The 11,956-nt window shown below is 40.1% G+C and carries 12 protein-coding genes and 1 tRNA gene; 4 read left to right on the top strand and 9 right to left on the bottom strand.

Annotated elements, in window-relative coordinates; translation table 11 throughout:
• Positions 1-405 precede the first annotated feature (405 nt).
• Positions 406-810, bottom strand: coding sequence for an AbrB family transcriptional regulator (locus tag CALSC_RS20415; RefSeq protein ID WP_088243111.1), 405 nt, complete (start codon positions 808-810; stop codon positions 406-408).
• Between the two features lie 1,397 nt (positions 811-2,207).
• Between CALSC_RS20415 and CALSC_RS20410 the strand changes: the two genes are divergently transcribed.
• Positions 2,208-3,188, top strand: a complete 981-nt coding sequence (locus CALSC_RS20410; RefSeq protein WP_088243109.1) for a succinate dehydrogenase/fumarate reductase iron-sulfur subunit — start codon at positions 2,208-2,210, stop codon at positions 3,186-3,188.
• A 118-nt stretch (positions 3,189-3,306) separates the two neighbouring features.
• On the opposite strand, the gene CALSC_RS20405 is transcribed toward CALSC_RS20410, so the two are convergent.
• The 4 genes from CALSC_RS20405 to psbX form a co-directional block, all read right to left on the bottom strand.
• Positions 3,307-3,819, bottom strand: a complete 513-nt coding sequence (locus tag CALSC_RS20405; RefSeq protein ID WP_088243108.1) for a TolB family protein — start codon at positions 3,817-3,819, stop codon at positions 3,307-3,309.
• A gap of 107 nt (positions 3,820-3,926) precedes the next feature.
• Positions 3,927-4,595 carry a TolB family protein gene (locus tag CALSC_RS20400; protein ID WP_407641957.1) on the bottom strand — a complete coding sequence of 223 codons (669 nt, stop codon included), beginning with the start codon at positions 4,593-4,595 and terminating at the stop codon, positions 3,927-3,929.
• Between the two features lie 48 nt (positions 4,596-4,643).
• The gene (locus tag CALSC_RS20395; protein WP_088243107.1) at positions 4,644-5,597 is read right to left on the bottom strand and encodes a Ycf66 family protein; all 954 of its coding nucleotides are present in this window, start codon (positions 5,595-5,597) and stop codon (positions 4,644-4,646) included.
• Positions 5,598-5,878: 281 nt separating this feature from the next.
• Positions 5,879-5,998 (bottom strand): photosystem II reaction center X protein, encoded by a 120-nt coding sequence (gene psbX, locus CALSC_RS20390; RefSeq protein WP_088243106.1) that lies wholly within the window; start codon positions 5,996-5,998, stop codon positions 5,879-5,881.
• A gap of 545 nt (positions 5,999-6,543) precedes the next feature.
• Between psbX and CALSC_RS20385 the strand changes: the two genes are divergently transcribed.
• Complete coding sequence (locus tag CALSC_RS20385; protein WP_088243105.1) at positions 6,544-6,837, top strand: YggT family protein; 294 nt, start codon at positions 6,544-6,546, stop codon at positions 6,835-6,837.
• An 85-nt stretch (positions 6,838-6,922) separates the two neighbouring features.
• Here the strand turns inward: CALSC_RS20385 and accC are convergent, their stop codons facing one another.
• On the bottom strand, positions 6,923-8,266 hold the full coding sequence (accC, locus tag CALSC_RS20380; protein WP_088243104.1) for an acetyl-CoA carboxylase biotin carboxylase subunit: 1,344 nt from the start codon (positions 8,264-8,266) through the stop codon (positions 6,923-6,925).
• 434 nt (positions 8,267-8,700) lie between these two features.
• Here accC and CALSC_RS20375 point away from each other — a divergent pair.
• Positions 8,701-8,781 (top strand) — tRNA-Leu (locus CALSC_RS20375).
• 273 nt (positions 8,782-9,054) lie between these two features.
• Complete coding sequence (locus CALSC_RS20370) at positions 9,055-9,669, top strand: chorismate lyase (RefSeq protein WP_088243103.1); 615 nt, start codon at positions 9,055-9,057, stop codon at positions 9,667-9,669.
• Between the two features lie 71 nt (positions 9,670-9,740).
• Here the strand turns inward: CALSC_RS20370 and CALSC_RS20365 are convergent, their stop codons facing one another.
• The 3 genes from CALSC_RS20365 to CALSC_RS20355 all read right to left on the bottom strand — a co-directional run bounded on the left by CALSC_RS20365 (position 9,741) and on the right by CALSC_RS20355 (position 11,725).
• Entirely contained in the window at positions 9,741-10,352 is a 612-nt protein-coding gene (locus tag CALSC_RS20365; RefSeq protein ID WP_088243102.1) for a GerMN domain-containing protein, read from the bottom strand.
• Positions 10,353-10,435: 83 nt separating this feature from the next.
• The gene (locus CALSC_RS20360) at positions 10,436-11,227 is read right to left on the bottom strand and encodes an LmeA family phospholipid-binding protein (protein ID WP_088243101.1); all 792 of its coding nucleotides are present in this window, start codon (positions 11,225-11,227) and stop codon (positions 10,436-10,438) included.
• 240 nt (positions 11,228-11,467) lie between these two features.
• Complete coding sequence (locus CALSC_RS20355) at positions 11,468-11,725, bottom strand: BrnA antitoxin family protein (RefSeq protein ID WP_088243100.1); 258 nt, start codon at positions 11,723-11,725, stop codon at positions 11,468-11,470.
• Positions 11,726-11,956 lie beyond the last annotated feature (231 nt).

Below are 11,956 nucleotides of genomic sequence, written 5' to 3'. Positions count from 1 at the left end.
CTTATAGCAGTACGAAATTAGTTTAAGACATTGTTGAAAGCCCAAACCTATAAACAGTAAACTTATTACTGGTTACTTATTACTTGCGCGTAGCGCTATATATACTCATCCTAGTGTGAATTGTGAAAAAAATACTCCCCAGTTACATTTATCTTCTAGGATTGGTAACTAAGGGAGTGAACAATATCCGATTTTCATCAATGATTGAGGAATGTTATAGCCCAGGAAAATTTCGATCACCGTTTCCTCAAAACTACTGGACAATTCTACTTTCATCTATAAACGATTTCTATTCGTCAAGACTAAGTAGGGTGTCATATACATCATCATTTATTCATATTTTGTAATCCAGGGATCAGTCATTCAGCTTTTTTGCCAGAACTCACCCCCTATCATTAACAAAAATTATTCATCTGATTCTGAATCATCTGATTCTGTGTCTGCTGGTCCTAGTTGAATCAAGTGAATATGTTTGTAGCCTAGTTTGATTTCAAATTCATCACCAGGATTTAAGTTCATAGCTTTGGTGTAAGTTGCACCAATGACAATTTGACCATTTTGATGAACACTTACCCTATATGTCGGTTCGCGCCCACGTCCATCTTTGGGTGTTTCTGGGCTTAGAGGAATACCTCTTGCAGACAGTAAAGCATCATAAAAATCAGTCAAATTCACGCGAACTTGGTCATTTTTAGTAACTGTAAAATAACCACACTGCTTGGCTCTTTCTCTACGTGGCAAACTAGAAAGTTCTTTTACCTTAGCAAGCAGTGCTTTTCCTGTTAATGGCGCGGTTGCAGTTTCAGTCATTACGCTCCCAATATCCTTACTTTTCCATGTAATTAGGTGATGTCTAAATTCATCCGAAAATCGATTTTTGACATCATGACAATCCATACAAGACCATAGGGTTAGTGGTTTATTTCTGCTGATAGTTTTCCAAGATTACCTGATATAGGCCATCTACAATGAGTTTTATTCATGGTTCCAATGGCATTAGTTCAAGTAATTCCACGGCACTTTTAACCTTTCTGTGCCGCCGTGAATGAAACATTTTTCTCTTTTGGTATAGCTGTGACTATATTAAATTGAAGTCAACTTCGCCAATCAAGTGAGTCCAGCTACTGAGAATAGTAGTAGACCCAAAAAGAAATTTCAAACCTTTCCACTTTTATTACTTGTCTCTCTAGCTTTAGAGGTAGAGGTTATTACCTTTTCCCTCTCTTTCGCAGCAGACAGTATATTATTTCCCCTTAGATCTTGTAGGCATCTAATCTTTTATTCTGCCAGTAAAGATGAGAATTTTCTCATCTGACCATTACCAAGAAACAAAAAGTATTATTCTGCCCTGATTATGGCAAACTTGACTGATTTTGTTGCTGGGTAATTTTATATTAAATACTAGCATGATCTAATAATAGCAAAATAGTTGTTTAATTTTGAATTAAACTTGTAGTTGTCCTATTATCTTAAGTGACTGAGTTAATACCAGGAGGAAAAGCTATGAGAATTTTTCAGCCAGTTTATTCCCATTGCCGTTATTACCTGACCGTAATTTTATAAAAATTCATAAAAATGATAAGGACGTTTTTTACAACTGGGTTCCCTCTCAGTGTTTCTGGACTATGGTTCCCTGATATTGATCAACTTTTTTAACAAATCTATATAACTACAAATAAGAATTTAACTGCTCAAGGATCTATTTTTTCTCTTGCTTGCACTCATCTGTAAGTAAGTTGACATTAAAAATTATAATTATGGCAAGATTAGGAGGCAGTCCCGATGAAAAAAATTTTCCCATCAAGTTATGTAATTTGCTTTATTCCTGTTCCCCGTTCTCTGTTCCTTATTCCCTACTTACAAGTCAGAAGGCAAAATTTTTGAGGTTCAACTGACTTTTAGTTACATTTTTTGCACTTTCCTACTTAGTGGAGAGGATTTTATTGAGGAGTAAACTTCTACAGCGAAAGCAAATCAATGACTAAATTGCGGTATATATGAAGCTTTTGGCAGTTAGGTTTACTTTTACTATCTATGTACGTGTTTTTTCGTGGTTATGCTGAAAATATACTCATTCTTCTTGAGGGTATTCTCACACCAGAATGCTTTTGTATATGGGGAAACCATAATATTTACATGAGATTAACCTCTATGAGTAAATCATTCCCTCTCTCCTATGGAGAGATTCAAGATATTGGTTGGTAAAAATGCAAGTTATTTTTAAAGTTTTTCGACAACAAGAAAACTCTGTTCCTACCTGGCAAACTTATGTTGTGGAAACAGAGTCAGGTAATACTATTCTGGATTGTCTCAATCGCATTAAATGGGAGCAAGATGGCAGTTTAGCATTTCGCAAAAATTGTCGCAATACCATTTGTGGTAGTTGTTCAATGGTAATTAATGGGCGTTCGGCTCTAGCCTGTAAGGAAAATGTTGGCAGCGAAATTTCTAGATTACAAAATGATGGTGATAATATTCCGGAAATTACCATAGCTCCTTTGGGTAATATGCCTGTAATTAAGGATTTAGTGGTGGATATGACTAATTTCTGGAATAATCTAGAGGCGATCACACCTTATGTCAGTACTGCTAGTCGAAAGATTCCAGAACGAGAGTTTTTACAGACACCAGAAGAGCGATCGCAATTAGACCAAACGGGTAATTGTATTATGTGTGGCGCTTGCTATTCAGAATGCAATGCTGTGCAGGTTAATCCTGATTTTGTCGGTCCCCATGCTCTTGCCAAAGCTTACCGCACCCTGGCAGATTCCCGAGATGATGACAGCCAAAACCGCTTGGAAAAATATAATCAAGGGACTCAAGGAGTTTGGGGTTGTACTCGCTGTTATTATTGCAACTCCGTTTGTCCCATGGAAGTAGCCCCCCTGGATCAAATATCAAAAATTAAACAGGAAATTATCCCCCAAAAAAGCAAACAAGATAGCCGTTCTGTCCGCCACCGCAAGGTATTAGTAGAGTTAGTTCAAGCAGGTGGGTGGATTGATGAACGCCAATTCGGTTTACAAGTAGTTGGTAATTATTTTCGAGACCTCCAGGGTTTACTCAGTATTGCTCCCCTTGGATTAAGAATGATTAATCGAGGTAAGTTCCCATTTTCCTTTGAACCTTCCCAAGGAACTGAACAAGTGCGATCGCTTATTAATGCTGTTCGCGAGCAGCAGAATTGAAGAGCAAGGGGAGTGTGGGAAGAGAGGGGAAAGATGGAAGGAGGGAAAGAGGGAAGGAGTGAAAAATAAAAAATCTTAACTCCCAACTATCAACTATCAACTATCAACCGTCACTCCCTCACTCCTTCACTGGTCTCCCAAAACGGTCATAAACTAAAATATCCCACTGTCCATTCACACTAGATTCAAAAGCAATCCTACTACCATCAGCACTAATCATAGGGTTGCGGACTTCTGCTGGCAAATTAGAGGTTAAATTGCGGGATTGGCGGGTTTGGCGATCATAGAGAAAAATTGCTGATCGCCCTTGACGGGAAGCAATAAATACGATGTAGTTACCATCTTCAGAAATAGTGGGATGGGAAGTCATTGTATCTAGTGAATTTAATCCCGGTAAATCAATTAAACTGCGCCTGAGACGATCAAATAAATAAATATCTTGGCTACCCCGGCGATCGCTAGTAAAAACAATATATCTTCCAGAAATATGTGGATTCAGTTCTGTGGCTGGACTATTCAAACTTCTCCCACTTGGATCGAAAGCAGAATTTAACAAACGTGGGTAACCAACACAGCCATTAACTAAACCTAAACTAGTAAAAAACAGTATCAAATTAAACTTTTTCAACATTAGTTACTGATGTTGGCTTTTGAATTCTGATTCAAGGAACTGCAAACAATAAATTATCTAATTTTTCCATTCCCAACCACTCCATCACTCCATCACTCCATCACTCCCTAACTCCCCGGAGGAGCTGGAACCTTCATTCCATTGGGAATATCTAACTCAATATTTGGACCCCGATCCAAAATTTCAATATCCCATTGACCGCGAATACTGGTTTCAAAAACAACATAACGCCCATCAGGACTAATACTCGGATTTCTTATCCAACCCCGATAACTAGGTGTGAGGATTTGGGAATATTGGGTGGCGCGATCGTATAATCCCACCACAGGTCTACCCCGGTCGCTAGTAATATAAACAATATAACGAGCTGTATAGCTCAAACTAGGACTTTCAATCAGAATATTTCGTCGATTTAAACGGGGAGTAGAAATAAACCTTTGTTTTTGTAAATCATGAACCAGCAATTGATGGCTGCCATTACGATGGGATACAAAAGCTAAAAATCGTCCATCCCCACTTAAAGCAGGTTTTTCCTCAGTGTAGCGACTATTGAGATCAGTCGAAACAATGGGAGTTTCATAGTTACCACAAGCAAACAGTAAAACTGTCAGCATCAAACCTATACCAATTTGAAAAATGATTGTGACAGATGGAAATTTGAAAAGCTTATATAGTAACTCTTTCACAATCCAAAATCTAAAATCTAAAATCCAAAATGGTATTAGACCCCAATGATTGAATCTTTGGAGTCGAAATCCAGGTGTAACTTTTTTCACCTCAAAATATTTTCCGTCGCAGATCAGCGAAACCCTACAGTAACCTATTTAAACATCATCTAAGTTAGTTGGGTTATTTGGTTCATCATCTGACTGTTCGATGGGCTTATATTCCACTGGCATTGCATCATCATCAGCCATTGGCGGAGTTGAATATTCATCATCTACAGGACGACGGCGGCGCTTTTTTGGTCTGGGAGTCACTTCTTCACGAGAGGAAAATTCTGAACGTCGAGAACCATTACTGGAACGTCTAGAGGGTCTTCTTCCTTCTCCTCTTCCTTCTCGTCCTTCTCTTGTTCCTCTTTCATCCCTTATGGAGCGATCCCAATCATCAGCTGGTTTATAGGCAGAACTATCCCAATCATCATCAGCATCAAATTTTTCGGAATAACGGCTGCTGTAACTGTCAGCATCCCGTCTTCGACTTCTAGAAGACCTTTCCCCTTGATTACGTTCTGAACGACGAGGGGATTCATTCTCATCATACTCATCCCTACGAGATAAACGGCTATCTCTACTTCCAGGAATCCTAGCTCGAGGACGTTCTTCTTCATAATAATAGTCTTCATCATAAGGCAGGGGTTCTAACTCCGCATCCACCTCTGCTCGATAACCAGACTTTCTACTGTATCTATAATTATTGCTGACTGGTCGCTCATCATCAACAATTTTAGTATTGCGTTTAGCCTGTTCTGTGGCGATTCCTCGTAAGCGAATACTTTCAAAAGCAAAATATACTGTGGTTCCCACCAGTAGCAATTGCCCAAATTGCAAAATTGGGTCTAAGCGCCACCCTTGAAAAATAAGAATAAAGCCGCACAGTAGCCCCACAGCAGCAAAAAATATATCTTGATCCCGTGAAAGTTCTGGACGTACAGTACGCAAAAAATACAGAGCTGCCCCAGCCACAGCCAAGAATATACCTAAAATACTGGCTGAGTTCGCCCCAAAATTTACCTGAGCCAAAATATTGGCTGAGTTCAGCCCGAAAATTATCATTTTTTTTCCCTAATATCAAATCTATATTAACGACCTACAATAAAAATCACTACTGTAGCTATACATAATATTATTAAAGCTTCAAAGCAGTTAGTATGCTTTGAAGCTATCAATCCAAAGCTAATTTAGCTAGATATAAATTGCTAATGTCTGAATAGGTTTGACAAATTCAGTCATTTGGCAATTGACACCTGTACAAATTAATGCTGAATTGCTTGTACCACATGTTACACGTACCTTAAGGTCGTCCCTATGACTTACGTGTATCCCTAGGTTAAGTTTTATGAACGTTGAATCTTATCATTTTGGCTAATAAAAATCAATGCCAGTGTTATGGGGATGACAACAATTACTGCACCTAAAACCAAGCTCCAAAAAAAATTTACTAAAGAAGGTGTCATAGAACTCAACCTTTTTTTACATACTTCATCCTAATTCTAATTGTCTATTACATCCTTGGGAAGCAGAGGCATGAAGAAGACAAGGATTAGGGGGCAGGATGAAGAGGACAAGGGGCAGGAGGCAGGGTTCATAAATGTAGGGTCTTGAATCCCTGGTAGGCCAATTCACAATCCTTCTCCCTTCCACCCTTGTTCTCTGTTCCTTATACCATTTCTCTAAATCCTGGCTACAGATAATTCTCCCCCTGCTCCCCTTCGGGTTGCGCCACTTGACGGCAGTTGCTTTATGCCGGGGAACCCGTCCACCGCACTGCCTCCTTTATGCCGGGAAACCCGTCCACCGCAATGGCTTACCGCGCAACGTAGTGGCTTACCTGCTCCCTGCACCCCTGCTGTCCATGTGTAGTTTTACTTTGGAGAATTAGTATTACTCCCTTATTCCCCTCTACCCTGTGAGATTGAGGGTGGGGACTTCCGCGTTAGGTTAAAATAAAAAATTAAGCTTTATAAAGCTTAATCTTGATTCTTTAACAAACCTCAACCTCATGACTGCTATTGATATTGCTACTTGGACCCTTGGTCCGTTGTTGGCACTGATGACTCTTTTATTTATTTTGCGGATAGTGTTGACCTGGTATCCCCAAGTCAACCTCAACCGCTTGCCCTTCAATCTTATCGCTTGGCCAACTGAACCTTTTTTAATCCCATTGCGTCAATTAGTGCCACCCATTGGCGGTGTCGATATTACCCCGGTGATTTGGGTTGGTATTTTTAGTTTACTCAGAGAAATACTTCTGGGTCAGCAAGGACTGCTGACTATGTTTGCACGTTTACACTAATCACCGTAGCTATATCAGTTTGGAGGACAAACCATCCGTTGCTTAATAAGCCTGACTAATCCAAAATCTCAAATCTTCAACAATATTACTGCATTTGTTCTTGGACGAAATTAGTATAAACTTGTCCCTTGATAAATTGAGGGTTTTCCATAATTTTTTGGTGAAATCCAATAGTTGTGGGTAATCCTGTAATCGCACATTCTCTTAATGCTCGCTTCATCCGGTGAATAGCTGTGGAGCGATCAGGTCCCCAAACAATTAATTTACCAATTAAAGAGTCATAGTATGGTGGGATCTGATAATCGGTGTAAACATGGGAATCAATCCGGACTCCAGGACCACCAGGAGGCAAATAACCGCTAATTCTTCCTGGTGCTGGTCGAAAGTTATGGTCTGGGTCTTCGGCATTAATACGACATTCAATGGCATGACCTGTTAACTGAACCTGGTCTTGGGTCAATTTCAGCCTCTCTCCTTGAGCTATTCTAATTTGCTCTGCGACTAAATCTACCCCGGTAATCATCTCCGTAATCGGATGTTCTACTTGAATCCGGGTGTTCATTTCCATAAAGTAAAATTGACCGTGACTATCCAGCAAAAACTCGATGGTTCCCGCACCAGTAAAATTAATGAATTTAGCTGCCTTGACTGCTGCTTGTCCCATTTTTTGACGTAATTCTGGAACAAGAACTGCACTGGGAGCTTCTTCTAATAGTTTTTGGTTGCGGCGTTGAATAGAACAATCTCGTTCACCTAAGTGAATCACATTACCATAGTTGTCCGCCAAAATTTGAAATTCAATGTGACGGGGACGTTCAATAAATTTTTCTATATAAATGCTGGAATTGCCAAAAGCTGCATCTGCTTCCCCTTGTGCTGCTTGTAGGGATGGCAATAAATCATTTTTATGACGTACTAACCGCATTCCCCGTCCACCACCTCCAGCAGTGGCTTTAATCATCACTGGATAACCAATTTCTTTGGCTACTTTTAATGCTTCTGCTTCAGATTCCACTAAACCATCACTACCTGGAACCGTGGGGACTTCGGCCTTTTGCATGGTTTCTTTGGCTGTAGATTTATCTCCCATCAAGCGAATAGCTTCTGGAGTCGGTCCAATAAAGGCAATATCATGAGCCGCACAAATTTCTGCAAACCGAGCATTTTCTGATAAAAATCCATAACCAGGATGAATGGCACTAGCATTACGAGTCAATGCGGCGGCAATAATATTGGGAATATTTAAATAACTTTTACCGCTAGCAGGTTCCCCAATACATACAGCTTCATCCGCCAGTTGAACGTGGAGAGCATTGCGATCAACAGTGGAGTGGACGGCAACGGTTGCAATTCCCATTTCCTCACAAGAGCGAATAATGCGTAAAGCAATTTCTCCTCTGTTCGCAATTAATATTTTGTCAAATTTCATCTTTTAGTTGTGATATCAGTTTAGTAAATTGACATTCTCTCCTAATTACATCAGAAAATCAGCAATTGCTCTATTTCAAATTACTAGGTGAGATTAAGCCTTGTTCAGTTGCGATCGCCTCCGGTGGGCATTTTGTGCCATCCCTTGGTTAGTGCTGACTGGTTAGTTCGCAGATGAGGAAGAATATAAGTTCTCCTATCTTTCCTAAATAGACTACCAACATTCAATTATCCCAATTTACTTTCCGGGTTATTTACCAAAACTTTTACCTCTCAGCTAATTGTGCAGTGGCTAACTTTTTCAAGTCTGATGGAGTTGGGCTATAAATTTTGTGCATTTCTACACTTATACAGTTAAATATTGCATCCTAATATTAGGATTAGCTCACTATATCTGAGTTTGTTGTGCTATAGTTTTTTATTAGCAAACACCGTGCGGATGTGGCGGAATTGGTATACGCGCACGTTTGAGGGGCGTGTGGCTTTGCCTTGCGAGTTCGAGTCTCGCCATCCGCATTTATAAATCATTCAGTGACCAGCTTCAGAACTGGTCACTTTTTTATTGGAGCAAGGGTAAGGGACTTCCAAATAAAAAAATAATCAATCGTTATGAATGCAGGGGCAGGGAGTAGGGAGCAGGGAGCAGGGGGAGGGAAAGTCATTTTGGTGACGAAAATTGGGTAATTTATTTCTTGGAGTTCCCTAATAAACTTTTTCTCCTTTTCCTTTTTCCCCTAGTAAAGCTATTTTTGTGCTTTGATAGAGATAGGTAAAGTTTTGTAAAGACAATTGACTGTAACGTTTATACCCAAAGATAGCTTCAAAAAACCACTGGAGTGGCATCGCTTAACTCCTATTTGGCATGGTGGTGAGGAGGTAATTCAGCAAGGTTTGCCTCATTCTCAGCTAGCACCTGCTTGGCAATTATTAATTTTGGGTGATGGCTCGCCGACACGACATTTACAGCTACTAACGAGAGAACCCACAGAAGTAGATGTGATCGATATGTCGTTGATTGGGATGGATTTAGATGGCGCTCCGGAATTAATAGAAGTTGTTCCCGGACCAAGATTGAGAAGACAGGTGTGGCTGCGTAATGCTTCTGGTCAAAGATTGGGGTATGCTAGCTCTTGGTGGGAGGCTTCCCATGTCGACGAGTATTTACAAAATCGCTCTTTACCTATTTGGGCGAGTTTAGCCAGGATTCGCACCGAATTGTATAGAGATGTACAGGGAATTTATTATGGTTACTCCCAGGCTTTAGAGTCGGCTTTTGGGGAAGCTGGACCTTTTTGGGGTCGCCATTACTTGTTTTGGCATGATGGGCAGCCATTAACGTTGATTTATGAAGTTTTTTCTCCTTATTTAACCAAATATTTGGGTTCTACCAAATTGGAGTCATAACAATTTTGGATTTTGCAGGGATGAAGTTAGTTGTTAGTGAATTCCTAACTCCTAACTTCATAATGTACAAATTAAAGTGGATAGTTTTGTTTAAAAGCTGTGCGAGTCATGGGCTGATCTACTTCCACACCTTCTCCACCAAGTACTTTTAGTTTTTTCCCATCCACTTGAATATAAACTTTGGCATTGGGATTTAAACTGGTAGCAGTGTAAATAACTTGACCTAAACGACCCATCATTGAGGCACTACCACCCCCAGAGGTAAATGCTGGAGATAAATTGACATAAATGGTATCGTTCTCTTGTTTGAGGCTCAAAAGTTTAGTTCCACGAGGGATAGTAGTGGAACCCGTACCTTCTGTCGGTCCTGCTAACAAAGTTTGGAAAGCTTTTTCTAAAATTTGGTTTGGTTTATCGCCGTTAGATATTTTCAGAGATTGGGAAACTAACTCTAAATTAGTACCATTGTCCTTCAGCCAGAAAATGCTAGCATCTTGTTGCTGATTTGGTCGGCTTGTCCCATCTGGAGAAGGTTTTTGCGTACTTTGTGGTGGGTTATCTTGTGGAGGAGATTGACTAGAATTCCAAGTAAATAAAGCTACACCGCCACTAGCAGCAACAACTGCGGCGGAAACTGCTGCAATTACTCCTGAAGAAATACGATTGGATCTTTGTTCGCTCATATAAAAACCTGCTAATAGAGCTGAGATGACACTGTGATGTGAGGAAAACCAGTTTGCTCAGGATGCTCACAAGAGGGAGTTCCCTAAAATTTAGCGGATGGATCGATTCTCAAGAATGCTGCGATTTCTATTTTGTCTGGTTTCATGTCCCATTTTAGAAGCCGCACTTGCAGTCCGTCACCTTCCAATTGAGCTAAATCTAAGTTTTGATTTAAGTTGTTGACTATTTGGTTGATGAATCGAGGGGGGACTTTTTCTCCATTTACTAAAACAACTGGCTCAACCAGTGTAATTTTTCTCCCAGCCAATATATTTATGCCTGATTCCGCTAAAACTAAAAGCGGTTTTCCCTGCTTATTTTCCTGTATTTTTACCTGTAAACTCAGACGATTTTCAGGTAAAAATTTTACTTGAGTATCAGATAATGTGTATGTATTACGATTAGATGTTTTATCATAGTTAATAGATTTACGACTAAATTTTCCCAACCACGAGTTAAATTGGGGGGATTGCAAGAATTTATTAATATCCTGCTGATTTAATACTAGACGCAAACCAGCTTGAAGAGGTTGCTTAAATAGGGGGCGTTTACGATTGAAGCTAAGGGAAGTTAATTCTATGGCATCTGTTTCTATTTCTAAGGCAGCAACCCGAATATCTTGCCCTTTTAATTTTAGACCACGTCCGGCAATTCTCAATCGATTGACTTTACCTTGGAGCAGTTGATGGGTCGGAGCATTATCTACCCGCACTTGTAACTTTTCTGCTTGGCTAAGCTGTTTGCGGATAGCATTTTCTGCTGTGCGATCTATTACTAGTCCAGCCGGGGAGATTATACCTAAAAGTCCGGATAACAATACGGCAAAAAATTCCATAAGAAATTATTGAAACTAGGAATTATGATTAGCTGAGGATGACGACAAATACTTCCTGCGGGAGTATCGCACAAACAAAGCAAGTAAGCAAATAACAGTTGTTGGTTTAACTACAAGATTAGCGATCGCACAAAGTCATTCAGTTCTTTAGTATACAAAAAATCCGTATAATCACCCTTGATAGGAGGATTAATATAATTTTCACCTACCTCCGTTGTTGTTAGCCTTCTTTTAGGTACTTCACTTTTCAATCCGCTTAAGTTCTTCACGGACAACTCTGCGTAAAGTTTCTTCCAATGGCTCACGGCTTTGCTGAATATGCTGACGCAATGCCTCATTAATTAAGGTTTGGTAGCTACTTCCACCTGCTAAATGAACCTGCTCACGAAACCATGCTAAGACTTCATCATCTAATCGGATGGTGATGCGAGTTTTTCCCGGTGGTGTGGATTCGATCGCTCCTCGTTTACCCTGGCTAAAATCATATTCTGCTTCCATACCTATTCCTCTTCGTATTGCTGTCGCTCTTGTCGAGTTGCTTTACGGGCAGAAGTGAGCCGAATCTCATCATCCATCCCGCAGGGTGTAGACAACTACCAAGACTCTACCAAAGGCATCCATGCCAATGGTAACGAACCGTTCTTCATCAAACTGCTCATCTGGAATCGTAGCTGTCCGTAGTCCCCTAAATTAGAGGTAATATTTCTAGAGCAGTAATTTCCTACTAAG

It is taken from the genome of Calothrix rhizosoleniae SC01 (assembly GCF_900185595.1).
GTDB lineage: Bacteria > Cyanobacteriota > Cyanobacteriia > Cyanobacteriales > Nostocaceae > Calothrix_A > Calothrix_A rhizosoleniae.
This window is presented reverse-complemented; position numbering and strand designations above follow the sequence as displayed.